General features: G+C 70.7%; 26 protein-coding genes and 3 pseudogenes. 16 read left to right on the forward strand and 13 right to left on the reverse strand.

Going from position 1 to position 26,956, the window contains the following annotated elements; genetic code table 11:
• Nucleotides 1–191: 191 nt before the first annotated feature.
• Nucleotides 192–701 (reverse strand): hypothetical protein, encoded by a 510-nt coding sequence (locus ACWGI6_RS04770; protein ID WP_453266139.1) that lies wholly within the window; start codon nt 699–701, stop codon nt 192–194.
• A 249-nt stretch (nt 702–950) separates the two neighbouring features.
• Between ACWGI6_RS04770 and ACWGI6_RS04775 the strand changes: the two genes are divergently transcribed.
• Nucleotides 951–2,009: a PucR family transcriptional regulator gene (locus ACWGI6_RS04775; protein WP_453266140.1), complete on the forward strand. Its 1,059-nt coding sequence runs from the start codon at nt 951–953 to the stop codon at nt 2,007–2,009.
• Between the two features lie 183 nt (nt 2,010–2,192).
• Here ACWGI6_RS04775 and ACWGI6_RS04780 read toward each other — a convergent pair.
• Nucleotides 2,193–2,333 (reverse strand): annotated as a pseudogene (locus ACWGI6_RS04780) (flavin reductase family protein); the annotation flags it as partial.
• 230 nt (nt 2,334–2,563) lie between these two features.
• On the opposite strand from ACWGI6_RS04780, the gene ACWGI6_RS04785 reads away from it, so the two are divergent.
• On the forward strand, nt 2,564–2,992 hold the full coding sequence (locus ACWGI6_RS04785) for a VOC family protein (RefSeq protein WP_453266141.1): 429 nt from the start codon (nt 2,564–2,566) through the stop codon (nt 2,990–2,992).
• A gap of 66 nt (nt 2,993–3,058) precedes the next feature.
• Here the strand turns inward: ACWGI6_RS04785 and ACWGI6_RS04790 are convergent.
• From ACWGI6_RS04790 to ACWGI6_RS04800, 3 genes and pseudogenes are all read right to left on the reverse strand, one after another.
• Nucleotides 3,059–3,361 (reverse strand): annotated as a pseudogene (locus ACWGI6_RS04790) (transposase family protein); the annotation flags it as partial.
• A gap of 2 nt (nt 3,362–3,363) precedes the next feature.
• Nucleotides 3,364–3,984, reverse strand: a complete 621-nt coding sequence (locus ACWGI6_RS04795) for a sigma-70 family RNA polymerase sigma factor (RefSeq protein ID WP_453266142.1) — start codon at nt 3,982–3,984, stop codon at nt 3,364–3,366.
• Nucleotides 3,985–4,356: 372 nt separating this feature from the next.
• Nucleotides 4,357–5,079: a hypothetical protein gene (locus tag ACWGI6_RS04800; protein WP_453266143.1), complete on the reverse strand. Its 723-nt coding sequence runs from the start codon at nt 5,077–5,079 to the stop codon at nt 4,357–4,359.
• A gap of 463 nt (nt 5,080–5,542) precedes the next feature.
• Here ACWGI6_RS04800 and ACWGI6_RS04805 point away from each other — a divergent pair, with 463 nt between their 5' ends.
• Together ACWGI6_RS04805 and ACWGI6_RS04810 are read left to right on the forward strand one after the other, a co-directional pair.
• Nucleotides 5,543–6,715, forward strand: a complete 1,173-nt coding sequence (locus ACWGI6_RS04805) for an MFS transporter (protein ID WP_453266306.1) — start codon at nt 5,543–5,545, stop codon at nt 6,713–6,715.
• A complete protein-coding gene (locus ACWGI6_RS04810) occupies nt 6,712–7,791 on the forward strand; it encodes a sugar ABC transporter permease (RefSeq protein ID WP_453266144.1) in 1,080 nt (359 codons plus the stop codon). The genes ACWGI6_RS04805 and ACWGI6_RS04810 overlap by 4 nt, the downstream gene beginning before the upstream one ends.
• A 54-nt stretch (nt 7,792–7,845) precedes the next feature.
• Here ACWGI6_RS04810 and ACWGI6_RS04815 read toward each other — a convergent pair whose 3' ends face one another.
• Nucleotides 7,846–9,054 (reverse strand): acyl-CoA dehydrogenase family protein, encoded by a 1,209-nt coding sequence (locus tag ACWGI6_RS04815; RefSeq protein ID WP_453266307.1) that lies wholly within the window; start codon nt 9,052–9,054, stop codon nt 7,846–7,848.
• A 167-nt stretch (nt 9,055–9,221) separates the two neighbouring features.
• Between ACWGI6_RS04815 and ACWGI6_RS04820 the strand changes: the two genes are divergently transcribed.
• Both ACWGI6_RS04820 and ACWGI6_RS04825 read left to right on the forward strand, forming a co-directional pair.
• Nucleotides 9,222–11,018, forward strand: a complete 1,797-nt coding sequence (locus ACWGI6_RS04820; protein ID WP_453266308.1) for a CoA transferase — start codon at nt 9,222–9,224, stop codon at nt 11,016–11,018.
• Nucleotides 11,015–12,715, forward strand: coding sequence for a class I adenylate-forming enzyme family protein (locus ACWGI6_RS04825; RefSeq protein ID WP_453266145.1), 1,701 nt, complete (start codon nt 11,015–11,017; stop codon nt 12,713–12,715). Before ACWGI6_RS04820 ends, ACWGI6_RS04825 begins: the two co-directional genes overlap by 4 nt.
• A 57-nt stretch (nt 12,716–12,772) precedes the next feature.
• Here the strand turns inward: ACWGI6_RS04825 and ACWGI6_RS04830 are convergent, their stop codons facing one another.
• The 6 genes from ACWGI6_RS04830 to ACWGI6_RS04855 all read right to left on the reverse strand — a co-directional run bounded on the left by ACWGI6_RS04830 (nt 12,773) and on the right by ACWGI6_RS04855 (nt 16,956).
• On the reverse strand, nt 12,773–13,597 hold the full coding sequence (locus tag ACWGI6_RS04830; RefSeq protein ID WP_453266146.1) for an ABC transporter substrate-binding protein: 825 nt from the start codon (nt 13,595–13,597) through the stop codon (nt 12,773–12,775).
• Nucleotides 13,546–14,418, reverse strand: coding sequence for a metal ABC transporter permease (locus tag ACWGI6_RS04835; protein ID WP_453266147.1), 873 nt, complete (start codon nt 14,416–14,418; stop codon nt 13,546–13,548). The genes ACWGI6_RS04830 and ACWGI6_RS04835 overlap by 52 nt, the downstream gene beginning before the upstream one ends.
• Nucleotides 14,415–15,059 (reverse strand): ABC transporter ATP-binding protein, encoded by a 645-nt coding sequence (locus ACWGI6_RS04840; RefSeq protein WP_453266148.1) that lies wholly within the window; start codon nt 15,057–15,059, stop codon nt 14,415–14,417. The genes ACWGI6_RS04835 and ACWGI6_RS04840 overlap by 4 nt, the downstream gene beginning before the upstream one ends.
• A gap of 300 nt (nt 15,060–15,359) precedes the next feature.
• A complete protein-coding gene (locus ACWGI6_RS04845; RefSeq protein WP_453266149.1) occupies nt 15,360–15,776 on the reverse strand; it encodes a hypothetical protein in 417 nt (138 codons plus the stop codon).
• On the reverse strand, nt 15,773–16,429 hold the full coding sequence (locus ACWGI6_RS04850) for a hypothetical protein (protein WP_453266150.1): 657 nt from the start codon (nt 16,427–16,429) through the stop codon (nt 15,773–15,775). The genes ACWGI6_RS04845 and ACWGI6_RS04850 overlap by 4 nt, the downstream gene beginning before the upstream one ends.
• Nucleotides 16,420–16,956 carry an RNA polymerase sigma factor gene (locus ACWGI6_RS04855; RefSeq protein WP_453266151.1) on the reverse strand — a complete coding sequence of 179 codons (537 nt, stop codon included), beginning with the start codon at nt 16,954–16,956 and terminating at the stop codon, nt 16,420–16,422. Before ACWGI6_RS04855 ends, ACWGI6_RS04850 begins: the two co-directional genes overlap by 10 nt.
• A gap of 301 nt (nt 16,957–17,257) precedes the next feature.
• Between ACWGI6_RS04855 and ACWGI6_RS04860 the strand changes: the two genes are divergently transcribed.
• The 5 genes from ACWGI6_RS04860 (at nt 17,258) to amaP (ending at nt 19,822) form a co-directional block, all read left to right on the forward strand.
• The gene (locus ACWGI6_RS04860) at nt 17,258–17,737 is read left to right on the forward strand and encodes an Asp23/Gls24 family envelope stress response protein (RefSeq protein ID WP_453266152.1); all 480 of its coding nucleotides are present in this window, start codon (nt 17,258–17,260) and stop codon (nt 17,735–17,737) included.
• A 74-nt stretch (nt 17,738–17,811) separates the two neighbouring features.
• Entirely contained in the window at nt 17,812–18,072 is a 261-nt protein-coding gene (locus ACWGI6_RS04865; RefSeq protein ID WP_453266153.1) for a hypothetical protein, read from the forward strand.
• A 110-nt stretch (nt 18,073–18,182) separates the two neighbouring features.
• The gene (locus ACWGI6_RS04870; protein WP_453266154.1) at nt 18,183–18,485 is read left to right on the forward strand and encodes an Asp23/Gls24 family envelope stress response protein; all 303 of its coding nucleotides are present in this window, start codon (nt 18,183–18,185) and stop codon (nt 18,483–18,485) included.
• Nucleotides 18,486–18,772: 287 nt separating this feature from the next.
• Nucleotides 18,773–19,183, forward strand: coding sequence for a DUF6286 domain-containing protein (locus ACWGI6_RS04875; protein WP_453266155.1), 411 nt, complete (start codon nt 18,773–18,775; stop codon nt 19,181–19,183).
• Between the two features lie 42 nt (nt 19,184–19,225).
• On the forward strand, nt 19,226–19,822 hold the full coding sequence (gene amaP / locus ACWGI6_RS04880; RefSeq protein ID WP_453266156.1) for an alkaline shock response membrane anchor protein AmaP: 597 nt from the start codon (nt 19,226–19,228) through the stop codon (nt 19,820–19,822).
• A 151-nt stretch (nt 19,823–19,973) separates the two neighbouring features.
• Here amaP and ACWGI6_RS04885 read toward each other — a convergent pair whose 3' ends face one another.
• Nucleotides 19,974–20,102, reverse strand: a complete 129-nt coding sequence (locus tag ACWGI6_RS04885) for an LPFR motif small protein (RefSeq protein ID WP_268240241.1) — start codon at nt 20,100–20,102, stop codon at nt 19,974–19,976.
• Between the two features lie 162 nt (nt 20,103–20,264).
• Between ACWGI6_RS04885 and ACWGI6_RS04890 the strand changes: the two are divergent.
• The 5 genes and pseudogenes from ACWGI6_RS04890 to ACWGI6_RS04910 all read left to right on the forward strand — a co-directional run.
• Nucleotides 20,265–20,475 (forward strand): annotated as a pseudogene (locus tag ACWGI6_RS04890) (transposase family protein); the annotation flags it as partial.
• A 112-nt stretch (nt 20,476–20,587) separates the two neighbouring features.
• Entirely contained in the window at nt 20,588–21,760 is a 1,173-nt protein-coding gene (locus tag ACWGI6_RS04895; protein WP_453266157.1) for an FAD-dependent oxidoreductase, read from the forward strand.
• 698 nt (nt 21,761–22,458) lie between these two features.
• A complete protein-coding gene (locus ACWGI6_RS04900; RefSeq protein WP_453266158.1) occupies nt 22,459–24,477 on the forward strand; it encodes an ABC transporter ATP-binding protein in 2,019 nt (672 codons plus the stop codon).
• Nucleotides 24,474–25,421 (forward strand): NUDIX domain-containing protein, encoded by a 948-nt coding sequence (locus ACWGI6_RS04905; protein ID WP_453266159.1) that lies wholly within the window; start codon nt 24,474–24,476, stop codon nt 25,419–25,421. Before ACWGI6_RS04900 ends, ACWGI6_RS04905 begins: the two co-directional genes overlap by 4 nt.
• Entirely contained in the window at nt 25,418–26,746 is a 1,329-nt protein-coding gene (locus tag ACWGI6_RS04910; protein ID WP_453266160.1) for a protein-L-isoaspartate O-methyltransferase, read from the forward strand. The genes ACWGI6_RS04905 and ACWGI6_RS04910 overlap by 4 nt, the downstream gene beginning before the upstream one ends.
• The last annotated feature ends 210 nt before the right edge of the window (nt 26,747–26,956 follow it).

The raw sequence follows: 26,956 nt of genomic DNA on the forward strand, positions 1-26,956 counted from the left end.
GGGAGTCGACGCGGAGCGTCGGCGAGTGACGACAACGCGGCGAGCGTGCGTGCCAGACCCCGCGAGCCCGCCATGATCCAAACGACACGCCCTAGCGTGGCCGCCCGGGTCGAGGGCCGCGACATGGGGCGCGACCCAGAAGTACTCGCCGGTGTCGTCTTAGGCATACCGCAGCCAGGTACTGCCGTACGTCAGGGGTTCGGCGCCCGGCCCGCGGACCTGGATCGCCGTGGTGGAGCCGTCCCGGACAACCGCCTCGGCCGGCCGGACTGTCTGTCCACCCACCCCGTTCGGATGGTGCGGGCCGGACCGGTGAACCCGGCCCGGGACGGCCCGGGTTCGCCAGGGAAGAAGCGATGCAGCGACCGTACGAGCACCCGGGTCCCGCGCCATGCGAGGAGCAGCGCCGCAACCAGTACAGCCAGGCGGCTCAGCGCCCGGCCCACGCCCGGCGGGGCGACCGGATCCAGCAGCACGGTTCCGGTGAGGCTCACGATCCAGGCGAGCACCGTCATCGCGGAGAAGGCCACCGTGACCGGCACTCCCCCCATGCCCCAGGCATCGAAGTCCGCATCCGCGTCGAAGCTGCCGGAGTCCGTCACGCCGACGGCGACCAGCAGCCAGAAGACCACGACCACGACGAGGGCGGTGGTGAACACGAGGGTGGGAAAGCCTGCAGCCGCGGCGAGAACCGTCCCCATGCCCACCCTCCCCGATCGTCTCTTTCGGTCTGTGCCCCGTTCTCTGCGGCAGCGAGGGGAGACGGTCCCGCGGCACGCTGTGCCTGCCGGTATCCGGCATCGGGACCGTCCCCTGTTGCTCCCCCACGACCATCCTGCCCCCGCACCCATCACTCCCGCATTGCCGGTTCCCGGCAATCTTCATTAGGGTCTCCATGCCAGGTTGTCGCTAAGAAAGCGTCACCGGCGCATCAAGAAACCGGGGGAACCGTGGCGGAGTACGAGATACCCGAGGACTATCTGGCGGGCTACGCACAGATCCTCGTCGACGTCGCGGCAACCGGCCGCCGGCTGACGCGCGACGAGATCACCTCCCGCCGCGCCCTCGGCGAGCAGGCCGCCGAGTCCGGCCTCCGCCTGCGCAACCTCGTCAGCGGACATCTGGCAGCCACCCGCGCCGCCTGGCCCCACTCCCCCACCTCGACCGACGGTGTGCTCAGTGCCGTACAGCAGGCCATCGACGCCTTCGCCGAGGGCTATGAGCGAGCCCAGCATCTGGCGGTACGCCAGGAGGAAACCGCGCGCCGGGAGTTCATCGACGATCTCCTCTACGGCCGCAGCGACCTGGGCAGCCTTGCCGAACGCGCCGGACGTTTCGGTCTTCGCCTCTCCCACGCGCACGCGGTCGCTGTGGCACAAGGACCGGCCACGTACGACGAGGGTGACGCGGTGCTGCGACGGGTCGAGCGGTCCCTCATCGCCCGGTTCGGCGACCGCAGCATCCTGCTGACCACCAAAGGCGGCCGCATGCTGTGCGTCGCGCCCGGCGACCAGGACGAGATCCTCCTCCACTTCGCCAAGCAGGCGTACGCGGCCACGGACGGCGGCCGGGTCGCCATCGGCCGCCCCCAGCCGGGCCCCGGCGGCGTGGTCCAGTCGTACGAGGAAGCACTCAACACCCTCGACCTCGCCGACCGCATGGAACTCGACGACCCCGTACTGCGCGCCGCCGACCTCCTCGTCTACCCCGTCCTCACCCGTGACCGGCAGGCCATGGCCGACCTGGTCCACAGCGCACTCGGCCCCCTCACCACCGCCCGCGGCGGGCCCCAGCCGCTGCTGGACACCCTCACCGCCTACTTCAACTCCGGTTGCATCGCAGCCGAAGCCGCCCGGCGTCTCTCGCTGAGCGTGCGCGCGCTGACCTACCGCCTGGAACGTATCCATCAGCTGACCGGCGCCAACCCCGCCGACCCGGACCACCGCTACATGCTCCAGACCGCAGTGATCGGCGCCCGACTGCTCGACTGGCCGGCCAAAGCTCTGTGAACCCGTGCTTCTCCACCGGGAGCTGACCGCAGAAGGGGGGCGGGCCGGTTTCGGCGCGAGACAAAGACAAGAAGAGCCCGCAGCCAAGTCGAGACCGGTGCCAGCGCTTCAACTCCGACGCCAGCCATTGCATTAGCTCTCTGACCTGGGCTAACGTCCCCCGGACCGATACCACTTTCCTCAGAACTTCGCAGGGGCCAGGTTGTGCGTGCCGTCGGCCGAGACGGTGGACACCCAGGCGATCGGCCGCGGCACCACGGTGGCGGTCAGCAGCTTGTAGAACTCGTTGCGGGACATGACAGCGGGATCAAAGTCAATGCGCATGGTGATCAGTATCCACACGGGAGGCCGCGGATCGTACAGCGGATCCACGGCAGCCGCCGAGGCGCGCATGGAGGACCCGGAAAGCGCAGCAGGACCTCGCGGCCCCGCCACGCCCACACACCCGCACCGGCCCACCCGGCCCGGCGCACCCGACAACGAGCACAGCGCAGCGACCCGCCCCACCCGACACCGCAGCGCCCCCAACCCAGTCCGCCTGCTACGGTGCGCCGATGTCAGCGATCAAGAAGTTCCAAGTCACCTTTGACTGCGCAGAACCTGAGCGTCTCGCTCGTTTCTGGTGCGAGGTGTTGGGGTACGTCGTACCGCCTCCTCCGGAGGGGTTTGCCACTTGGGACGATTTCAAGCGTGCGCAGCCACCAGAGCAGCGGGATTCATGGTTCGCCTGCATAGATCCCTCAGGCGTGGGCCCGCGACTGTACTTCCAGCGCGTTCCCGAGGGGAAGGCCGTCAAGAACCGGGTCCACCTTGATGTGCGGGTCGGCACCGGTCTCGTGGGTAAGGAGCGTCTCGCCGCGCTTGAGACCGAGTGCGCACGGCTGGTCCCTCTCGGTGCGGTACACGTGCAAACGCTGTATGACGGTCATGATGCGTGCATTCCGATGCTGGACATCGAGGGCAACGAGTTCTGTATCGACTGAGCATTCTCTGAGCCGGGGTCGGGGGCCGCCTCCCTTGGGCCTCTCCGGTCTCGTATGGGGCGGCAGCTACCCCGTGCGGGCGAGGTTGTGCAGTCGGGCGATGCCGAGCATGGCGGTGTGAACGCCGTCGCCTTTCAGGCGGCAGTCACGACGAATCTTCCAGGTCTTCATCCGGGCGAAGACGTGCATGACGCGGGCGCGGACCTGCTTGTGGGGCCGGTTGTGTTCCTCCTTCCAGTCCAGGAGTTCTTCGCCCTTGCGGCGACGGCGCGGAATGACCAGTCCGGTGCCCTGACAGCCGCCGTCGGCGATGGTCGTTGTGTTACCGACGGCGGCCTTGGCGCCGGATTCTTCCCAGCTGCGGGAGTCGGTCACGCCGCAACCACCTCAGGTACTCGTGCGCACATCTCGGCTGACCTCAGCCAGCCGGTGAGGTCGGCGCGGGCGCGGGCCACCCGAGAGCGGACCGTGCCGATGGGACAGCCCACGACCGCGGCAGCATCCGCGTACGGCATCCCGACCAACTGTGTGAGCACGAACGCCTCGCGCCGTTCGACATCCAGTGCTTCGAGCAGCTCACTCAGTGCCAGGCCGTCGTCGAAGCCCGGCAGTCCGCTGGGCTGGCGGTGTTCCGCGACCGCCTGCCAGTCGTCGACGTCGGCGATGCGCGGGCGGGCAGCGGCGGACCGGTAGCGGTCGATCACCACACGGCGGGCGATCGACAGAAGCCAGGTACGGGCGCAGGAGCGGCCGGCGAATCTCGGCAGGCTGGTGAGGGCGCGCAGGAACGTCTCCTGGGCGAGGTCGTCGGCGCTGTTCGTTTCGCCGCTCAGGTGCGCCACGAATCGCCATACATGGCGGTGGGAGGCGCGTATGAAGTGTTCGACGGCAGCGGGGTCACCGTTCCGGGCGGCCAGCGCCAGGGCGGTCAACTGCTCGTCGTCCGCGGCGGTCCGCTTGCCACCGGTCGGATCAAAAAGGGCAGGAATCATCGCCACATGTCCTTCGGATGGTGCGGGCCGTACCAAGGCATGGCACGGCCTCGTCGGTGAGCGGCATTCCGGGAACCCGTGCGAAGGCCGGTGACGACGTCTAGGGGCGACGGTCGGCGGAGGGTACGGGCAGGCCGAAGAGCCGCAGGGTCAAGGGGCCGGCGTGTAGTCCGGCGGCGCTCACGGAGGGACGAGGGTGGCAGCCGCGCGGATACGCCGGTACTCCGCCCGCCACCGCTTCAATGCGCCTTGCAGAAAGGGACAGTGGGGATCCCGGACGACTTCGACAACATCGCGTCATTGACAGCAGTGGCGTCCATGACGGCATTGCAGAATCCCGGACGTGCCGGGGAAAGTTCCCGGGACGGGCGGTCAGCAGCAGGAGGAAGGACTCGGCGGGCCCCTGCGGGAGAGGACGTGATGCAGGAACACCCCGCGCAGGCACCGGACGTGACTGCAACCGGCCACCGAACGAGCGGTCGGCTTCAAGCCGGTGCAGCCCAGCGTCGCCAGGACCAGCCTCAGGGGCGCGAACCACACCGCGGCCACACTGCGAGCGAGCCGGAAGGCGGCCGCCTCCCCGCGCCACAGCCACAACCCGCACACCAGCGCGGCCAGCGCGTGGGCAAGGAACATGCCGAAGGTGCCGTGGCCGGAGTGCATCATCTGCAACTGGCTCATGTCGCCGCGCGTGGCACCAATATCGCCTATGTGTGCGGTGGAGGTTGCGAGCATGCCAGCCATGCCCGCCAGATGGTTCATCCCCGCCATGTCGCCCCTTGGCGTCGATGACGAGCCCGGGGCTGCGGTCTCCAGGCCGAGGCCGGCCTGGCACGACTGCGCCAGGCCGAACAGGGAGTGCAGAGCCAGTTGGGCAACGACGGAAGAACCGGTCACGACGAACCCGCCGCGTTCCCGCCCTGCCGACCACCAAGCCGCCGAGCCCGTTGCCCCGAGGGCGGCAACGAGAGCCCACGGAGGCAACGGCTGCGCGGACAACAACGCATGTCCCAGGGCTGCGGTCGTCACGCACACCACCGCGAAGATTGCGGCGCGTACAGCTCGTGAAACCGACCCGGCAGTCATGTTGGCCATCGTGCCAGCCGGTTCATCCGTTCGGGAGGGGGCATGGCGCCTCGGGCTCAGTTGTTGTCCAGATCTGCTAAACCACCTTGTGGGCGGTCAACTGAGGGGCGGAGAACCTGAGATGGAGGGTGGACGTTGCACCTCCGCTCGGGGGGTCTCCTCTGCTGTGCAGTGCTTCAGCAATCCCGCAGCCGGGTCATCGACCACGCGGGTCCCGGATCCCACCGTGTCCGTCTGGCGACGCACCTGATAGATCCGCCAGGTCACTCCGGCCGCATCCGCCCGCGCGCTGATCTTCATCATCGTCCTTGACGCACGAAACCGTCAGGGAACCGGTGACCGGGAACTGGTGGCCCGGCCCGTACGACTGACTGGGCTGGGCCTCATAAGGGGCCCGACCGGTGTTTTCGGGAGGGCTGCGGTGCGGGTGAAGCGTGGGACGGAATCGGGAGCCGCTGGGCCCGACGGCGATATGGCCCGGTCGCCGGATGCGGGCCCGGCGGTGACTGTGCTGCTGACGTCCGCGATGGCCTTCTCGATGATGCAGCTCTTCCTGATCGGCGCGCTCGGGCCGCGGCTGGTCGGTGAGTTGGGGATCTCCCGTACGGTGCTGGGCCTGACCACGACGGCGGGTTTTGGCGCGGCGGCCTTGCTGTCGCCGGCGGCGGGGCGCTTGGTGGACCGGGTGGGTCCACGGCGCTGCTTGGTGGCGCTGTTGCTGCTCGCCTCCGTCGCGCTGGCGCTGATCGGGGCCGCTCCGGGGGCAGCGGTGCTGCTGCTGGCGGTGGCGCTCGGCGGTCTGCCGCAGGCCCTGGCCAACCCGGCGACCAACAAGCTGATCCTGGCGGCCGTTCCGGCTGAGCGGCGGGGTGGAGTCACCGGGCTCAAGCAGTCCGGGGTCCAGTTCGGTGCCTTCGTAGCGGGACTGCCGCTGTCGCTGCTGGCCGCGGGGGTGGGCTGGCGTGGTGCGGTGTGGACGGCAGCGGGCACGGCCGCGTTGGCCGCGATGTGGGCAGCCCTCGTGCTGCCGCCCGACGCGGTCGCAGCGGCTCCGAGCAGGCGCCCTCCACTGCCCGTGCGCGGCTTGACGAGGCAGTTGGCGGTCTTCTCCCTGCTGCTCGGCTGCGGTATCGCTTCGGTCAACACCTACCTGGCGTTGTTCGGTTCGCAGCGTCTGGGTCTTTCGCCGACCACTGCTGCCGCATTGGTGGCGGTCTTGGGTGTTGCCGGCATAGTCGGGCGCATGGCGTGGTCGCGTGTGGCAGGGCGGCCGGGACGAGCCGAGGCGCTGCCCGCCTTGCTGGCGGCCGGGGCGGTGGGCGCGGCGCTGCTTCTCGCCGGCGCGGTCCTGGCGCATCCGCTGGTGTGGGTGGCCGCGATCGCCGTCGGGTCGTTCGCGGTGTCGGCGAACGCGGTGTCCATGGTCCTGGTGCTGCAACGGGCAGCGTCTGGGCGTGCCGGGCAGGATTCGGCGCTGGTGTCGGCGGGCTTCTTCGCCGGGTTCGCGGTCGGCCCGCCGTTGTTCGGTGCGCTGGTCTCGGCCGCCGGCTATGGGCCGGGATGGCTGCTGGTGGCGGTCGAGTTCGCGGTGGCGGCGATGGTTGCCGTGCCGCTGCGATCGCGTCGCCAAGGGGAGACGGGATGAATGCGTCGTCAGCGGTGGGTTGGGCCGACCAGGCTCTCGCGTCCCTGCTGGAGCGGGTCTCAGTCACAGCGGACGAGATCGGTTCGCGCTTCCCGCTGTACGCGGACCGGGACAGCGGCTCGTGGAAGTCCACCTCACGCGGCTCCTGGACCGGGGGCTTCTGGGCCGGGCTGTTGTGGTTGCGTGCCCTCTCCTCCGGCGACCCGGAGCACCGGGCGGCGGCGTCCGACTGCACCCAGCGGTTGCGGTATTGGGTCGGGCAGGACACCGCCACCCGCGGGTTGGTGCTCTGGTACGGCACCACTCTGGCCGCCGGTCCGGGTGGCGACGAGGCGGCGGACGGGCTGAGAGAAGAGGCGGTGCGGGCCTGCCTGGCCGCGTACGACGGCGAATTGGGGCTGGTGCCGTGGGGCGATGCCTTCGGCGGGCCACGGTTGCTGGCCCGAGCGGATGGGGTGCCGGGGCTCGTGCCGCTGCTGGCCCGCGCGACGGGCGATGGTCGGGCCGCCGCGTATGGGCATCTCACCCGGCATCTGGAACTGTGCCTTGCCGAGGACCCGCCGCGCCCTGCGTGGCAGGCCCGGCCGCACGGCGCTTGGACGGCCTGCTCCGAGCCCGCGCCCGGCTGGAGCCGTACGGCGGCGTGGCTACTGCTGGGGGTCGCCGATGGGCTCCACTGGCTCGGGGACGACGACCGGCTGCGGGAGGCGACAGGCCGGCTTGCCGCGCTGCGCCTCGCGCCCGGTGCGCGGCTCATTGCTCCGGGTCAGGACGGGTGTCCGCTCGGCCCGGTGGACACGTCTGCCGCCGCGATCGAGGCGGTGGCCGCGCTGAAGCTGGCCGCGCTCGCGCGGGCAGCGGGCGACGGGCCGGAAGGCGACCGCCTGACGAGCCGAGGACACCTGATCCTGCGCCAGTTGACCGAGGCGCACCTGTCACACTCGGGCGCGTTGCTGGACGGCTGCTACGACGCCGGACGCGGCCTCGCCACACGCCATGAGCTGATCTGGGGAGACTTCTTCCTCGCGTGGGGGCTGGCAATACTCACCGGGCTGACGGAGCCGTTCACGATGTGACCGGAGCGGGGATCGCTGCGTGAGCGGCTGAGTTCGCGGCGTGGCCGATGGAATTCATGATGAGACGTCGCCATCGCGCAGGACACGACGGGCCACCGCGGCAATGTGCAGCTCGTCCGGGCCGTCCAGCAGCCGGGCCGCGCGGCCCATACGGAACAGCCCTGGCAGCGCGGTATCCGGCCCGAGCCCGGCCGCGCCGTGCACCTGGATCGCGGCGTCGGCGACCTGTTGCAGCATCCGGGCCGCCGCGACCTTGGCGAGCCCGGTCTCCAGCCGGGCATCCTCGCCCGCTTCCAGGCGGGCCACCGCCTCGTATACCAGCGGCCTGGTCGTGCGGATCGCCAGCAACGCGTCGAAGACCAGCTGCTGTACAAGCTGGCGGTCGGCCAGCGGGCCGGATGACTGGCTCCGCGAGCGGGCTCGGACACACATCAGGTCAAAGGCCCGCTCGGCCTGTCCGAGCCAGCGCAGACATCGCAGGATGCGGCCGAGCCGCAGCCGCTCCCCGGCGATCCGCAGCGCCTGCCCGCGCTCGCCGACCAGGTGGCCCGCGGGCACGGTGACACCCTCCAGCTCGACCTCCCACTGGCCACCCACTCCGAGCACCGGCAGTTCACGCACCACTCGGAACCCGGGCCTGGACGTGGGCACCAGGAACAGGGACAGGTCGTCCCCGGTCCGGGCCATCACGGTCACCAGATCGGCGTCACCCGCACCCGTGATGAACCACTTGCGGCCGTGCAGGGTCCATGCCCCGTCGGGCCCGGCTTCGGCACGGGTGGCCGTCAGTGCAGGGTCGGTACCGGGGGTGTCCGGCTCGGTCATCGCGTAGCAGGTGCGCAACTCCCCCGCCGCGATACGCAGCAGACAGCGTGCCCGGACTGGCTCGGGCGCGTGACGGCTGAGCATCAAAACGTCCAGTAGCGACGCCGAGCCGAGGGCCGCGGGGCCGTGGTCGCTGGCCCCCTCGGCCTCGGCGAGATGCGCGTAGCGAGCCAACGGCAGTCCCTGTCCCCCGCATTCGACGGGCAGCGGCAGCGCCCACAGCCCGGCGTCCTTCGCTTGGCTCCGGAGCCTGCCCAGTTCGTCGCGTGCGGCCGGTCCGCCCGCGTCGAGCACCGGTTCGGCGGGCATCACCCGCTCCCGCACGAACCCCGCTACCCGCCTGCGCAGCTCGGCGACGTCGGGCGGACAGTCCGGCGACCCGAAGGAGGTGGGGCCGAAGACCGGGTTCTCAGTAGGAGCGCTCTGCACGGGATTCATAGAGTTCACGGCTTTCCTCCGCATCCACCGGGAACTCGGTGAACGGACGGTCCGACTTACTGGCCGTGGAGTTGGTCGGCCCTGGACGTCGTCTGGTTCCCGTACGTCCACGTCCGTACGAGACACGCGGCGCACTGGCGCCGCCGGAGAGGAATGCCGTGGATGCCGTGGGCCACCCCACCGTCATCGGTACGAACAGGCCGCTGGAGGAGGTGGAGGTACAGGTCTCGGGCCCCGCCGCACTCACCGCACCGGCGCTCGCCCACCTGCGGGCACTCGGCGCGACGGCACAGGAGCCGCCGGCCGGGCAGCCAGGCCCCGCCCGTTTCACCGCAACCGGCCCCGGGCCGGGCGAGTTCACCGCGCACGCGGCCTGGGCCGATGTGCTGCCGGCCGTGGACGCCGCCGACGAGGCAACCGTCCAGGCGGCCACCGGAATGATGCATGTGCACGGCAGGCGCGACGGCGCACCGCGTGGCCTCGCGGTCGACTACGCCGCCACCTGTGCGTCGGTCCTCACCGTGCAGGGCCTGCTCGCCGGGCTGCTCGGCCGGGCACGTGGCACAGGCGGCGCCGTGGACATCACCACCGGGGCCGACCGGGCCGCGCTGCTGACGATCTCCCAGTACCTCGCGGCGGCGAACGCGCGGGAGTCGGAGGCCGTGCCCACGGCTCCCGGCGGCCCGCCGTTCACCGCCGCATGCGGCACCCGCTTCGAGCTGGAGGCATTGGAGCCCGCCCCCTGGGCCCGGTTCTGGCGCGCACTCGGCGCGCCCGAGGAGGCGATACGCACCGGCTGGCCCGCCTTCCAGTTCCGTTACGCCACCGCCTGCGCGCCCCTGCCCGAGGCACTGCACGGAACGGCGCGCGCCGCCTCCTGGCCCCGGATCCAGCAGGCTGCCGCCACATCCGGTGCCGAAGTGTGCGCACTCCATACGCTGGCTGCACGGGTGACGGAAGCGACTTTCGCCGCGCCGTGGACCCTGACGCCGTACGCCGGAGCCGGGACCACACCCGCCGCCGGCTCACCTCCCACCGGCGCCCTCCCCCTCTCCGGCCTGACCGTCCTGGAAGCGGGCCGCCGTATCCAGGCACCACTCGCCGCCCATCTGCTCGGCCTGCTCGGCGCGGACGTCGTACGGATCGAACCGCCGGGCGGGGACCCGCTGCGCGGCATGCCCCCCTGCGCGTCGGGCGTCTCCGCCCGCTGGCTCGCCCTCAACAGGGGTAAGCGAGCCGTGGAGATCGATATCAAGTCGCCCGTCGGGCAGGCCGAGTTGCGCGAGCTGGCGGCCGGCGCGGACGTTTTTCTGCACAACTGGGCCCCGGGCAAGGCGGAACAGTTCGGTCTGGGTACCGGCCGTCTCGCATCCGTCAACCCGGGCCTGGTGTACGCGTACACCAGCGGCTGGGCGGGGCGGCTGCCCGACGCTCCGATGGGCACCGACTTCATGGTGCAGGCCCGCACCGGCGTCGGCGAAGCGGCCCGCGCCGCCGACGAACCGCCTGCCCCCTCCCTGATGACCTTGATCGACGTACTCGGCGGACTCGTCGGCGCCGAAGCCGTACTGGCCGGCCTGCTGCTGCGGGAGCGCACCGGCTGCGGTGTACACGTGGAGTCCTCGCTGCTCGGCGCCGCCGAGACACTCACCGCACCTGCCCTGCGACGGGCCGCGACAGGCCAGGACCCGCGCCGCCCGGCCGGATTCCGCCGCCCGGTGCCGACCGCCGACGGATGGATCGCACCGGCCGACGACTCCTCCCCCGTGGCAGGTCTCGAGTCGGCGCCCCTGGCAGCTCTGACCACGGACCAGGCGGTCGCCGCCCTGCACGAGCAGGGCCGGTCCGCCACCGCCGTCACCACCGACCTCGCCGCGCTGCCGGCGGACCCTCGCCTGCGCGCAGCTTTCACCCGCGATTCCCACGGTTCCCTCGTCGTCCCCTCGCCCTGGAGGTTCGCATGACAGCTCAGCTCCCCTCCCGGTTCCACGATCTGGTCCCCGCAATCCTGCGGCGGTCCTGGGCCGCCGCAGGCCACTGCCCCGACCTCGACCTGTACGCGCTGTTCCGGGCACGACGGATCGCCGACCCCCACGCCACCGCCGTGATCGACGCACGCGGCGAGGTCAGTTACGCCGAACTGGACCACCAGGCGCGATGTCTGGCCACCGGGCTCGCCGAAACAGGCGTCCGTCCCGGTGAGGTCGTGGGCGTCCAACTCCCCAACAGCAGGGAGGCGGTGGCAGCCGATCTTGCCGTGGCCGCGCTCGGTGCCGTCGTCCTGCCCTTCCCGGTGGGACGTGGCGGGCGGGAGGCTCTGTCGTTGCTCGGCCGATCCGGAGCCCGCGCGGTCATCGCCGCCACCGAGCACCGAGGCGTCGAGCACGCGCGGGAGCTGGCCGAACTGTCCGGACAGCCCGGCGAACTCCCGGCCCTGGGTGCAGTGATCGCAGCCGGTCCCGGCCCGCTTCCCGACGGCTGTCTCTCGCTGGCCGAGCTCCTGCGCAGCGATGCGACCGCGTTCGCTCCCGTCCGCCCCGACCCCGATACAGCGGCTCGGATCCTGGTCTCGTCCGGCTCCGAGGCCGAGCCCAAGATGGTGGCGTACTCGCACAACGCGCTCGCCGGCGGCCGTGGGAACTCGCTCGCGCCGCTGGTCCGCGACGGCATACGGCCCCGCTGCCTGTTCCTGGTGCCGCTGGCTTCGGCTTTCGGAAGCGCCGGAACCGCCGTCACCCTCGCCCGGCACGGCGGGTCTCTCGTCCTGCTCGACCGCTTCACGCCCGACGCCGCCATGGACGCGATCCGCGCGCACCGCCCCACCCACGTACTGGGCGTGCCCACCATGGTGCGCATGATGCTCGACCGTCAGCCCGACACTGGCGATATGCCGACGGGGCTGGCCGCCCTGGTGCTCGGCGGCTCCGCGCTCGACCCGGCCACCCGCGACGAAGCACGTCGAGTGTTCGGCTGTGCGGTGGTGAACCTCTACGGCTCCGCCGACGGCATCAACTGCCACGGCGGCCTGCCCGACCGGAACACCCACGACAACAGCCCCTGCAACGGCCCGGACAACGCCCCGGGGATCAAGGTGGGCCGGCCCGACCCCGGTGTCTGTGAGATCCGCATCGCCCAACTGCCCGGAAGCGCCTCAGGCGAGCCCGGAGAGATCATCGCCCGCGGCCCGATGACCCCTCTCTGCTACGTCGGCGCTCCCGAGCTGAACATGCGCTACCGCACCGCCGACGGCTGGGTCCGTACCGGGGACCTCGGCGCGCTCGAAGCCGACGGCACGCTGCGCGTCGTCGGCCGCCTCAAGGACATCGTCATCCGGGGTGGCGCGAACATCAGCCCCGCCGAGGTCGAAGGCCAGCTCTCCGCCCATCCGGACATACGCGACGTGATGTGTGTCGGCGTCCCCGACCCGCTCATGGGCGAACGTCTCGCAGCCTGCGTCGTACCAAGGCCCGGGCGGAAGCCCGACCTTGAGAGCCTGTGCGCCCATCTGGACGCGCGCGGCCTGGAACGCCGCAAACACCCGGAGCGTCTGCTGCTGGTGACCGACGAACTGCCCCTCACCCCGGCGGGCAAGCCCGACCGCGCCGCACTCCGCGTGAGAGCGGCCGCCGAATTCCCCGCCGACGCCGCACACGCGGGCTGATGCCACGAGGGGAGGGGCCGCACACAGCGTCCCCTCCCTCACCGTGCGAGCGACCGGTCAGGAACCGGAGAACGCCTTCTCCATCAGGCCGGCCGCCTTGCGGTAGACCGCCAGCAGGTCGAGGTCAGGGCCCGGGTAGTTCACGATGTTCAGCTGCTTGGCCCCCGAGCCCGGCAGTACGGTCCCGGTCGACATGTTCTCGTTGTCCAGCACGAACTTCGGCTTCTTCGCCGAAAGCGCCGACAGCTGGGCCGGCGTGACCGCCTCGGGCCCGTACGTACCAACCACCTTCGCCCCCGCCAGCTTGGCCGCCCACGTCGTGAACATCTGCGACGCCACCGCCGGGGACCTACCGCCCGGCCACGTGGCCTTGACCTGCTTGGCGAGCGAGTCCCACTGCGCACCGAACTTGGTGTTCCACTTGGCCGCGGCCTGCTCCGTCCCGAACTTCTTGCCCAGCTTCGTCACCTCGGCCTTGGCCGCGGCAGGCGTGTTGTCCAGGTTGACCTCCACCAGCTTGGCCTGGGAGCCCGCCGAGTCCTTGATCTTCCCGGCCCAGGGCTCGAAGGAGGCGTACAGCACGTAGTCGGCCCCGGCGACTGCCGTCAGGTCGGACGGCTTGAGGTCGTAGTCGGGTGCGTGGCGGATCGACGCGGGGACGATGTACTTGACGTTCTTCGCCCCGGCAGCCTTCGCGAGCGCCGCCTCCCATGTGGAGGTGGCGACCACTACGGGTCCGGACGACGACGCCCCCGCCTTGCCAGAGGACTTGTCCGTACCACCGTTGTCGGAACCGCCACCGCAGCCGGTCAGCAGGACCAGCCCCGCGCTCAGTGCAGTGACTGCGGCGACGGGGCGGAAGAGGACGCGGACGTGCGCCATGATGAGGTTCTCCGTTCGGGTATGAGATGCGCGGCAAGGGCGATCGCCCCCGCGGCGAGGACGAGGACCGGGCCGGGCGGCAGGTCCCAGGCCAGCGAGATCAGAAAGCCGGCGACGTTCACGACGACGCCGATGCCGATCGCCCAGAGCGTGATGGACACCAGCGACCGGCCGAGGCGACGGGCGGCCAGGGCCGGCAGCAGAGTCAGCGCGTCCACCAGCAGCGCACCCGTCAGGCGAATGGCACCGGCCACCGCGACCGCCACCAGGACCAGCAGCACCACCGTCAGCCGCTGCACCGCCACCCCGGAGCACATCGCCAGCTCCCGGTCGTGCAGCAGCAGCGCCAGATCGCGGCGCCGCCAGATGAACAGCCCCGGTACGGCCACCGCCAGCACACCCAGCACGACGAGGTCGGCCGGCCGGACCGCCAGAATCGACCCCCACAACAGCGCGAACGCCCCACTGGCATTCACCCCGGACAGCGCCAGCATCAGCAACGCGGCAGCGATCGCCAGGCTCATCAGCAGCCCCATCGCCCCCGACAGTCCGTCGGCGGTACGGGCCAGCGGCGCCACCCCCGCACCCGCAAGCGCACACGCCACCAGCGCACACAACACCGGATCCAGACCCACCAACTGCCCCACCGCGATGCCCAGCAGCGCCACATGCATCATCGCGAAGCGCACCGGCATGATGTCCAGGCCGACGATCACCACACCGACCACCGGCAGCCCGAAGGCGGCAAGCAGCAGCCCGCCCCCCGCCCGCTGCACCGGAACCAGCTGCAGCAGGTCACCAACCTGCCCGAGCGCGCTCACGACACCTCCCGCAGCCGGCCGGCAGCCATCTCCAGCGTCCGGTCGCACCGCGCTGCCATCGCCCGGTCATGCGTCACGACGAGCAGCGTCACCGGCAGTGAGGTAAGCAGGTCCGCGGCCTCCTCCTGCCCCGCGAAGTCCAGCGCCGCGGTCGGCTCGTCCGCGAGCAGCACACCAGCCCCGGCCGCCACGCACCCCACCGCCCGCGCCAGGTGCATACGCTGCAACTGGCCACCCGAAAGACTGCTCACCGGCCGGCCCGCCAGATTGCCCACCCCCAGCCGTTCTGCCGCACGCTCCGCCACCGCCAGGTCACCGCTGCTCGCCAGCAACTCCTTGGCCAGCAACGGGAAGCGTCCGGCCGCCGGCCGCTGCGGAATCCACCCGCACGCCCGCCGCCGCCAGGCCCACTCCGCAGCGCTACGGCAGCCCCGCCCACCGACCACGATCTCCCCGTCGACCTGCCGGTGCAGCCCGAGCACCGCCCGCAACAGTGTCGTCTTGCCCGAACCGTTCGTTCCCGTCAGAGCGATCCGCTCACCCGTGCACACCTCCAGATCGACCCCGCTCACCGCCTCCAGACGGCCATGCCGGCACACCACACCCCGAAGCCGCACATCGAGACCGCCCGCACCGCTCACCTGCCGCCCCTCCGGGGGCCCTGACCAATCCTCGCTCCGCTCCACAACCCACTAGTCGGATCGAACGCGTCCGGAGTTCCCGACGGCGGGAAACGTCCCAGAACCCCGATTGCCACAGTCCGACCGGTGGTCTCAGCGGCCGGTGGTCACGAGCGGGGCGGCCGCAACCGCACCCACTCGGCGTCCGTCCAGTCCCCGGCCCTTGGTCCGGAGAACGAGCCAGGCATCAGCCACATGACCGGCCGGACGAAACCTGACCGTCGGCCGCCTCCTGGCCGGGCAGCCCCCGACGTCGGTACTTCACTCAGGTGAGGATCTTCGATTTACAGGTCGGCGCAGGCGGAGCGGTGCTCGACCTCCGCAGATGCGGGTCACGATGACGACGATGGTGACGCTTCCTGTTCTGCCGCGGGAATTCAAGTGTGAGCTGACAGCTGCTTGGACGCTTTCGCGGACGTCGCGTGCGGTGTCGAGGGCGCGGCGGTGGTCGTTGAGTGCGCAGCGGACTTCGAGGTGCCAGGCGTCGGTTTCGGGTGTGTGGCCGGCGTGGATGCCGGCTTCGGAGGACGGCGTGAGCGAGCCGAAGGTCCGCCGGATGTAGGTTGCGGCGTCGGCCAGGGAGTGGCGCAGGCTGGGTTGTAGTTCCTGCACGCCGGGGACTGCCAGCGCGGCGCGGGCCGCTGTCTGCTCGACGCCGGCCGTGTCGACGGTGGTCATGGTCCGGTTCCGTTCCGTGGGGTGGGCTCGGCGGAGGTCAAGGGCTCCAGTTCGGACACGATGCGCAGGTCGATGCTGCTGACGGCGAGGCCGATCTCGTGGGCCGAGGCGTCGGCGACGGCCTGGCGCACCTGGGCGGCTCGGCTGGGCAGGGGTTGGTCGAGGGTGACGGCGAGGGTCATGGTGATCGTCACGGTGGTGCCCGCGTCGTCAGGGGTCAGGCGGCAGCTGGCGGCGCGTACTCCGGGGATGCGGTCGGCGGCGCGGCGCAGGATCTTGGCCACGGTGGTTTCCGCGATCCGCAGTTCGTGTGCGGGGTCGTCCAGGGGCAGCATCCGGCCGAGGCGTGCCTCTGCGCGTACGGCGCGCACGACCCGGTCGGCGACCGTGCGAGCGCTGGGCCTCTCCGCCCGCAGGGTGCGGGTGGTGGCGTCCAGGGCTGTCAGTCCCTCGGTTGCCTGCCGGCAGTACGTGCAGTCGGCCGTGTGAGCGTCGGGCTGCTGGCTTCCGGCGCGGGCCTGCTCCCAGACGTGGCTGACCAGCCGTCCGCAGGGCAGCCGTTCGTCGCCGATGAGCCGTGCCGGGTCGGTGTCCCGGTGCGGTGTGGTCACCTCTCTGGGCGGGGAGGTGGCACGGGGATCTTCTAGCGCCATGAGGCCATCTCCTTCATCAGCGTGCGTCGTGCGCGAAAGAGCCTGCCGCGTACGGTCTGTTCGCTCTCCCCCACCACTTGCGCGATCTCTTCGTACGACAGCCCGTGCAGCTCCCGCAGGATCCAGCAGGCGCGCTGTCCGGGCCGCAGGTTTGCGAGTGCTTGGGCCAACGCGGCGGTGGCTGCCGTGCTTTCGACAGCACGGGCCGGTTCGCCGCCGGCGTCGTGGGCCGTGGGCTCAGCAACAGTGTTGAGGGAGACGGAAGGGGCCTGCGCACGGCGGACATTGAGGCATCGGTTGGTGACGATGCGGTACATCCACGTACGGAACGCCGCGTCCCCCCGGAACTGGGGAAGGCGCCGCCATGCGCTGATGAAGGCGTCCTGCACAGCCTCCTCGGCATCGGGCACGTTGCCGAGCATGTGATACGCCAGGGCCAGCAGCCGCCCGCTGTGGCGGTGCACGAGCACAGCGAAGGCGTCATCATCGCCTTCGCCGGCGCGGGCGACCAGGATCCGGTCGTCCACGTCCTCGAGATCCGGCTCGCCGGGACGCTCCGCCCCGGTGGACGGAGGCGGCTCCGCGCGCTGGGGTGACGAGAATCCCTCGTGCTCCACATCCACTGGTCGCTTCCTACGTGATGCGTCTCGCGGACCGCGAGGCCCGCCGTCCCCCACCCTGGCTCCCTGATGGCGGGTGCCGTCAGGCAGCCACCGACCAGCCTACGTGATCCAGGTCACAATAAAGTGTGACGATTTAGCCCCATGCGTGTCCAATCTTGCGACGGGCAGCGATCCGGCGCCCGCGCCACTCGCCCAGGAGAACGCCATGACGAACGCGACATTCCACCCTGCCTCGGAAGGACGCAGGCCCACCGACGAGACCACTGCGCAGCAAGATCCGAAGCGAGGCACCGTCTCGCCGGAGAGCCGCGGCCGGACCACGATCGCGGACACCGTCGCGGCGAAGATCGCCGGGATGGCAGCCCGCGAGGTACCGGGCATCCACAATCTCGGCTCCGGCATGGCCCGCGCCATCGGCGGCGTCCGTGAGCGGATGCCCGGCGGGCAGCCCAGCGCCACCCGCGGTGTCGGCGTCGAGGTGGGCGAGCGCCAGGCGGCGGTGGATCTGGATGTGGTCGTCGACTACGGCTACCCCATCACCGAGGTCGCCGCAGAGGTCCGCACCAACGTCATCGCCGCGATGGAACGGATGACCGGCCTGGAGGTCGTCGAGGTGAACATCGCCGTCAATGACATCGACATACCGGGGGACGAAGACGACGACAGCGAGCAGCGGGTGGAATGACCTCCCCGCTCTCTTCCCGGCGGCGCCTGCACGGCGCGCGGGAAGAGCAGCAACGTAAGACGGGTGAATGAACAATGAACACCACCGTGGTGGGGCTCCTGACCGGTCTGACCCTGGGATTCGCGGGCTACTTCGGCGGCTTCGGGGCTTTCCTCGTAGTCGCCGCCATGGGCCTGGTGGGCCTGATCATCGGCCACCTGGCGCGCAGTGACGTACACGTCAGCGACTACGTACACACCCGCGAGGGCGACGGGCGCCGCGAGACCTTCGACCGCCCCCGCAGCACATACAGCCCCGGACCGCCCCGCACCGGGCACGCCGGGCGAGTCCGGTGACAACCCAACTCCCGTCGCCTCCCCTCCGAAGCGGCCCGGAAGGTGAGAGCACACGTACGCCCTCGCTTCCCCCGCCCGCCCGGCGCGGCGCGACGCTGATCCCCGAGACCGTGGTGGCCCGCATCGCGGTCCGGGCGGCACGCGAAGCCCTGATCCGGCACGCCGGCCCGCCACCCGCTCGTCTCGGCCTGGGCCCTGCCCACTCCACGGCCGCCGTGCACGAAGGCTCGGCCCGCCTGAAGGTCTCCGTGGACCTGCCCTACCCGGTCGATATCGCCCGCACCTGCGGTGAGATCCGGCAGTACATCACCGACCGGGTCTCTCACCTGACCGGCCTGCGCATCGACGACCTCACCGTCTCCGTCCAGCGGCTCGTCTCCAGCGAAGGCCCGCGACGCGGCCGGGCCGAATGACCTGACGCCCGCACCACGACAGGAAGATCATGACTTCCCCCACTCCACACGCCCCGCCCGGCCATGACGGCGATCTGCCGCGATCACAGTCGGCCACCACACGTGCCCGGCCCGCTGGACCGGCGCAGCACAGCGTGCCGTCGAAAGACCGCTCCCGCCGTCCTTGGTCAGCCCGTCGAATCCCCGCCTGCCTGGCCGCCTCGCTGATCCTGCTCGCAGCCGGGGCGCTGCTTTCCGAAACGATCTGGATACGCACCGGGCACCGCGACACCGCATGGTGGACAACCTTGACCGCCGAACTCGCCACCCGCCCGCTCGGCAACCCATGGATCCTCACCGGCGCCGCCGTCGTCGCGGTCCTGGGCCTGTGGCTCGTGGTCCTGGCCCTCACCCCGGGCCTGCGGCACCAACTGCCGTTGCGTGTACCTGCCGAAGGCCACGGACAGATGCGTGCCGTACTCGAACGCAAAGGCGCCGCGCTCCTTCTGCGCGACGCGGCCATGCGTGTCCCCGGGGTCAGCACGGTGCACGTCCGGGTGCGCCGCCGCCGCGTCACCGCCCGTGCCGGCGTGGGCTTTCGTGACACCGCCGACGTCAAGGACGACCTCACTGACACCCTCCGCCGCGAAGAACGCGACCAACTCGCTCTGGCACGCCTCCCTCGACTGAGGGTCCGCGTACGCCGGAGCACGAAGTAACGAGCGCCGGACCAGGTACGCAGCGACTTCCTGGAGAACACGATGAGGGAACACGCCAAGACCAACCGAACTCTGCTCGCCCTGCTCGGACTCGTGCTGCTGGGCGGCGGCCTCCTGGTGCTCGCCGGCGGTGCCGAAATCTACCGGCGCCTCCACCTCATGCCGCCGGCCAGCTGGCCCCTCACCGCTTCGCACAACGTCCTGGTCCCGTCAGCCGATCGGAACCGGTGGACGGACATGAGCTGGTGGTGGCCGGCCACCATCGCGGCACTGGCCCTGCTCCTGCTGCTCGCCCTGGCGTGGCTGCTGTCCCAACGTCGGCGCCACCCCCGCCAACTGACCGTCGCAGACTCCTCCGAGGAGACCGTAACGGTCAGCAACCACGCGCTGAGCGACGCGCTCACCACCGACCTCAACATGCTGCCGGGCGTCCGGGACAGTCACGCGCTCTTCTACGGCAAACACACGCACCCACAGGCCCGCATCGGCCTCACCCTTGGACCGGGCACCAGTCCGGAGCAGATCTTGGAGGGCCTGCATGACGCCGTCGAACGGGCACGCCGATCCGCCGGCTGGGACAACCTCCCCACACGTGTCGACCTGAGCGTCGCCCGCCACAGCCCGCACCGCGTCGAATGACATCACGTCCCGTTCGCAGTCCGGGAGCGAACGAGCGGGCCCTCGAGCCCGGTCTCTTCGCTGGCAGGCCGCGCTGGTCACGCAGTTGGGAACGCCGCGCTCCTGCCCACCGAGAAGTTCCAGTGCGCGGCCTGGGGCAGGGCGAGGGGTGTCAGTGGTGACCGTGGGCGCTGTCGGAAGCTCCGCCGAACAGCCGGGCGACGGCACGGAAAGGGAGGGTGACGACGGTGGCGATGGCCCCGCCGATAGACCTGAGCACGTCTGCGATGGCCGTGAGCATGACGGTCCTCAAAGCCGGGCCCCCGGGCCCTGGGCAGCGGTGTCTCGTCAGCCACCGTTCGAAGGCTGTCCCGTTAACCGCCTGCCGCGCCTGAGATGGCCTTGCAGTATCCGGTGTGTGATCACGGCGTCGGAGTCGTCTTGAACAGCCTCGTTCACCGGGCTGAGCCCCCTGCGTGTTCGCCAAGCCAATGCGCCAACTGCGGCGCATGCAAGAGGTCATACCCCGCCGTGGCCGGCCATGGAGTCTGCCGCTGGAGGACCGGGTACTGCTGGTCGCGGCCTTCTGGCGTACCAACCGGAGCCCGCGCCAATTCGTCCCGCGCTTTGGGATCTCGAAGTCGGCGGCCGATCGCATCATTGGCCGTACCGGCCGGAGGCGAGAAACCAGGCATCGCCGCCTGAACACTGAACTATCGGGCCCGACCGGGTACATCATTGATCTGGACGCCCGATGGGGGCTGTTCCGGAAGAGCGGAGTGGCACGTGACACGCATACTGGTCATCGGCGGCGGGATCGCGGGTACGGCGACCGCGCTGGCCCTGCACAAGGCAGGATTCGACGTCGCCGTGCACGAGGCGCATCCCGACACAGCCGAGGACATCGGGGCGTTTCTGACCTTGGCGAGCAACGGAATGCGCGCGCTGGCGCAGCTCGACGCCTCGGATGTGGTCACCGCGATCGGTTTTCCGCTGCACTCGATGCGTGTTCTCGACGACCAGGGTGGTGAGGCGGCCCACGTGCCACTGGGGGAGGCCGATGACGCGTTCCTGCAGTACCGGTGCCTGCGCCGTGGCGAGTTGAACGCCGCCTTGCAGGCCGAGGTCATCCGCCGGGGCATCGGGCTGTCGCACGGGGCGCGGCTGGTGTCCGTCGAGAACGGCGCGGACAACGTGACCGCGCGTTTCGCCGACGGCAGTGTCGCGACCGGTGATCTGCTCGTCGCCGCAGACGGCCTGAATTCGACCATTCGGCGATCGATCGCCCCCGGCGCGGAGCCGGTCTACGCGGGGCAGAGCGTCTTCTACGGCTACACGCGCAGCACCCCGGTGGCGGAGGACACGGGGCACATCACCATGGTGCGGGGCAGCACCGCCGCCTTCGGCTACGCGGTCTCGCCGGACGCGGAGACGTACTGGTTCGCCCGCGTCGCCGGTCAAGCCCTCCCCGCCGATGAACTCGCTCACCCCGCGCCCGCCCGTTGGCGGGAGCAACTCGTCGAATTGCTGCGCAAGGACGCCACCCCCGCTGCGAGCATCGTCGCGGCCTCCACCGACGGCATCATGGCCACCAACGCCACCGAGATCCCACTCGGAACGCCCTGGCGCTCCGGGCGGACGCTGATCATCGGTGATGCGGCGCATGCGGCTTCACCGGCGACGGGGCAAGGGGCTTCGATGGCGTTGGAGGACGCCGTCATCCTCGCCAAGTCCCTGCGGGACACGCCCGATTTGGACAGCGCGCTCTCTCTCTACGAGGCATGCCGCCGCCCACGCGTGGAGCACAACATCACCGCCAGCGGAGAGATCTCCCGCGGCACCCGCACCCCGCCACGCACCGGCCGGGCACCCTCCCCTCAGCGTCCCGGTGATGACACGCTGGCCCGCCAGCTGGACTGGGACCTCGATATGAACGCCGTCTCCGGCGACACGGACTAACTGATCGTTTCAGAATGAGGGGCGGAGTCCCCTCAAGCAGATGATGCTGCAGGCGAGTTCGGGGGCCCCTGGTGCAGGTCGGCTCGTATCTCGTCTGGCCGCCGTTTGGGCCCTGCTCCCCGTGCCTTCGGGGATGGCCCGCCGTGAACCGCGCCTTCGAGCGCTTCGACGTCTGCTCCCCGCACCCGCGGTGATCGCCTCAATGACGGCATTCGCCCCGGACGCGCTCGACGCGTGGAGCCGGACCCTGGAGACCTCAGCCGACCGAACCTGCTCCGCCCCAAGGCAGCGGCAGACATCCGCCGGTGCCCTCCCAGCCATGCCCACAACCCCGCCCTTCGCGAAGCCACCCACTGGCGGCGCAATACCCCGAAAGGGCGACCCACGCTGTTCGAGTACCCGCAGACCCTCACAGGTCAACTGTCATGCGCCCTGCGCCAACTACTGGAACATGCGTTCACCATCTGCTCCCCAAGTACCCGTTACGGGGCGGGATCCGGGCCGTTCTTAGAGCACCTGTACTCATCGATCCCTCCCGGAGGAACCGTGAATCCCGTAGCCGTATTCGTGAATGGACCCGCCGCGTTCGAACATCGCCCAGCCTTCGTCTGCCTGCCCCAGGGCTCCGCGGTGCATGGGGTTGACGCTTGCGAGCGTGGCGCTTCGCGCTCATCACGACCGGATCCGAGGTGGGGGGCATGAGCGAGTCGACCTCCTCAGCCGACATCCCCGGCCCGCGGGGCAAGGTGCCCGCACCCCGCCGCGATCCCCTGGCGCTGCCGCCGGCGGCGATGCCCGCAGGTCCCGCGAGCGACGACATCGCCGACGACATGAAAGAGGCGTACTGGTCGATCTACGACGGCGCCGCCGCCAAGGCGACGGTCGGCCAGATCCTCGCCGGGCTCCCCCGTATCGTGCGCCAGATCGGAGAGTTGGCATGGCGGGCCGACCGGCCGGCGACCGTGGCCGTGGTGGTGCTCCAGCTGGTGTCCGCGGCGATGTCCGCCTTCGGACTGGCAGCGTCCGTCGCCGTCCTCCACCAGCTGTTCGCCCAGGGCCCGACCCCGGACAAGGTCCGCTCCGCCGTCCCGCAGATCCTGCTCGTGGTGGCCTTCCTCTCCGCCCGGGCTCTGCTCGAAGCCGGGGTAGCCGTCGCGCAGGCCCGCGTGACACCGAAGATCCGCACCGCCTTGGAGAGCGACTTCCTCCAACTGACGGCCCATGTAAGCCTGGAGGTGGTGGACGACTCCGACTGGCACGACGACGTCTACCGGGCCAATGACCGCGGGCTCTTCTACGCCCGTCAGATCGTCGGCCAGGTCGTCTCCTTGGCCTCCGCCTTCCTCGGGCTGATCGGCACGGCCGGCGTCCTGACCGTCCTGCACCCCCTGCTGCTGCCCTTGCTTCCGCTGTCCGTCCTGCCCGTGGGAGCGGCGGCCGTGCGCACCGCGCGGGCGCGCTTTCACAGCTTCAGGCGGTGGAATGCTCTGCAGCGACGGGTGCGGGTCTTCTCCTGGCTCCTGCTGGACCGCGACTCGGCCGCCGAGCTGCGTGCGGACACCGCCCAACGGGCCCTGCTCGACGAGCATCATCGCCTCACGACACGTATCGCCGAGGAGGACACCCGCCTGGGGGTGAGCGCGGCCCTCCTCACGCTGGCCGGTCGTGGCCTGGGTGGCGTCGGGGCCGGCGTCACGTACGTCGCACTGGGGGCCATGCTGATCGCCGGGTGGCTTCCGCTGGCGGCCGGCGCGGGCGCGGTGATCGCCATCCAGGTCAGTCAGACCTCCCTGACCCGGTTTGTCGATATCGCCCACCTGGTCTACGAGCACGCGATGTGGGTGAGCGACCTCCTGGCTTTTCAGGAGCGATGCCGCACCCTGCAGCCCCGCCGCGGAAAGCGGACGGCACCCGAAACCGTCACAGCGATCACGCTGCGGAACGTCAGCTACACCTACCCCGGCAAGGACTCGCCAGCTCTCGATGACATCTCCCTGACCCTGCACGCCGGGGAGACCGTGGCCTTCGTCGGCCTCAACGGCTCCGGGAAGAGCACTTGTTCACGGCTGATCGCCGGTCTCTACGATCCGCAGGAAGGGTCGGTCCTGTGGGACGGAGTGGATGCCGCGGACCTGGACACCGAATCCCTCCAGCGGCGTGTGGCCACGGTGCTGCAGGATCCGGTCCGTTTTCCCTTCAGCACGCTGGCGAACCTCACGGTCTCGCGCGGCACCACCGAGGCCGATCCCCAGCGGGCGCTGGACGCCGCGAGGGCCTCCGGTGCCGAACAGGTCATCGCCGACCTGCCCGGCACCTGGCAGGCGCTGTTGTCCAAGCGGTTCCGCGATGGCCAAGAGCTGTCGGCCGGACAGTGGGCGAAGATCGCCGTGGCCCGCGGACTCTACAAGGACGCGCCGGTACTGCTGCTGGATGAGCCGACTGCGAGCATGGACCCGCGCGCCGAACACGACGTCTATCAGGCCGTGCTGCGCGGCAAGCTCCGCGACGACCAGATCACCGTGCTGATCTCCCACCGGCTGGCCAGCGTCGTCGACTGCGACCGCATCTACGTTTTCGACGGCGGGCGCATCACCGAGGCGGGACCCCATCAAGAACTCATGGCCCTCGGGGGCGACTACGCCCAGATGTTCACCCTCCAGGCGGCCGGCTACGAGACCACGTCCGCAGCCTCCGACTCCAGGACGGTGCACCCGTGAACGAGGAGACCTCACAGCTCAACTCCGCTCTGCTGCCGGAGCATGAGCGGGCAAACGCCTCGGCGCTGATTCACGACGGGGCCGGGGCGTACCTGCTGCACCTGCGGGACGAGATTCCCGGGATCTGGGAGCCGGGGTCGTGGTCCCTGCTCGGCGGCGGCCGTGAACCGGGCGACCGGTCCCTGGAGGAGACGGTCCGGCGCGAACTGCGGGAGGAGGCTGGCCTCGACATTCCCAGCCTCGTCCCCTACGCCGTGGAGGAAGCCCGGAGCAGCGATGGCACCGTCGTCCCGATTCAGATCTTCGCCGGCCGGTGGACCGGCGACCCCGCGTCGCTGCCGCTGACCGAGGGCGTCATGCTGCACTGGTTCCGGCCGGACGTCATGCCGCGCCTGCGGATGGCCCCGTCCACCCTCGATCTGGTCCGCCGCCACGCCGAGACGCATCCCGCCGCTCACCGCACCCCGCGCCCGCGTCCCGCTCGTGTGGCGACCGCGGGCGGAAGCACCGTACTCAATGGCGTTGGCGTCCACCTCTACCTGGAGAACGCCGATGGCGAGGTACTGCTCGGTCTGCGTCACCCCGACTCCGCCTACGCCGGATCGACATGGCATTTCCTGGCAGGCCACTGCGAGCAGGAGTCGGCCCTCGCCTGCCTCGTCCGCGAGGCACGGGAAGAATCGGGGCTGCTGATCGAGCCCGGCGACGTCGAACTCACTCATGTCGTCCACCTCGTGGACACCCCCGGCGGCCGGCCACTAATGCAAATGATCTTCCGGGCTCGCCAGTGGTCGGGAACTCCGGAAGTCCGGGAGCCCGACAAGTGCACGGGCTGGGGCTGGTGGCACCCGGACGAACTCCCGGCGCCGAGCGTCCCCTACACCCGGGCCGCCATCGACGGCATCCGCGCAGGCCGCCTCTACACGGAGATGGGCTGGTCATGACCGCTGAGACAAGCCGAGGAACGGACGGAACCGGCACGCAAGGCGGCGCGCAACCCCGGCAGGGCCCGGCCGAAGGGGGCAGCCGGCCCAGGACCGGCCCCGCAGGTGAAGCGGCGTCCGCGCGAACGGCGATGGTCGCCCGGCTGGAGGCAGCCGGTGCCCTCGGCGCCGGCCCGGTGCGCGAGGCTCTGCTCGCGCTACCGCGCGAGGTGCTGATGCCGCAGGCATACGTGAGGCGCAGCGCGCTCGATGAACGCCCGCCGCGCTGGGACCTGCTGGACTGGTCGGATGCACGTGATCGCGAGGAACTGCTCGCGGTGCTGTATGGCGGCGAGAGCGTGCCGATCCAGCATGACGGGGAATCCCTCGTGGGCCGGACGGGCCGTGCCCGGTCGGGCGGGGCGATCACGTCCATGTCGACCGTGATGAGCCTGACCGCCTCGTTGCTGGAGGAGCTGGACCTGCGGCCCGGGCATCGGGTGCTCGATGTCGGCACCGGCGCCGCGGTGACTGCGGCGGTGGCCTGTCACCTCTGCGGGGACGCCGGAGTGGTCACCCTCGACCGGGACCGGAACCTCGCGGTAGCCGCGCAGGCTCGATTGGGTGCGCTCGGGTACCGGCCCGCCGTGGTGAGCGGCAGCGGGGAGGACGGCTGGCCGGAGCACACCCCGTACGACCGGATCTTCGTCTCCTTCGCCCTCCCCTGCGTGCCGGGAACGCTGCTGGATCAACTCGCGCCAGGCGGGCGGCTGCTACTACACATCACGACCGCGTCGCCGTCGTGGCCCGCGCTGGCGGTGATCTCCCGGAGCCCGGACGGCCGGATCACCTCGCATTTGCGGGCCGTGGAGTTCGCCCACCGGGCAGGGCACGGCCGGAAGCAGATCTTCCTGTCCGTGGCGTTCCGCGAGCGCATCGCAGCGCGGTCCGCCGGTAGCGCGCAGGCGCGGACCTTCCGGTCTTCCGAGGTGCCGCCGCCGGATGCGGCCCGCGGCTTCTGGCTCGCGCTGGATGCCCTGCACCCGGGCCTGGTGCGGCACCGGGGCGTCGAAGACCTGGTGATCGGCGCGCCCGGCTGCGGTTCCTGGATGGTCGCCCGCCCGGATGGCCCCGGCACGTGGGTGGTCACGGCCAGTGGACCGCGGGACATCTGGGCCGAGATCCACGAGACGACCGTCCGATGGCGGGCCGCCGGCAAGCCGGAGGTCTACCGGCTCGATCTTGAGCCCGATGGCGGACAGCGGGTGAGCGCCGGCCGCGGGCAGGCCGCCTTGACATGGCGGCTGCCCACTGCACAACCCGCCGCCGGGGAGGCAGCGCAATGACCGCACCACCACAGGAGAGGAGCCGATGAGTACGAGCCCCGACAGCACCCTCCGGCCCGGCAGACGCCTGTGCCGGACCATCCGGTTCACCGTCCCAGGCGCGGCTGGCTATCCCCACACCTGCAGTTGCCCGCACCGCTGCGCTGCGCTGATCCGCCCCGAACCTCCGGATGTGGACGGCACGCGCTCGCCTCGTCGAGGGCGTAGGGG

The sequence above is a fragment of the Streptomyces sp. NPDC054786 genome (genome assembly GCF_053611685.1).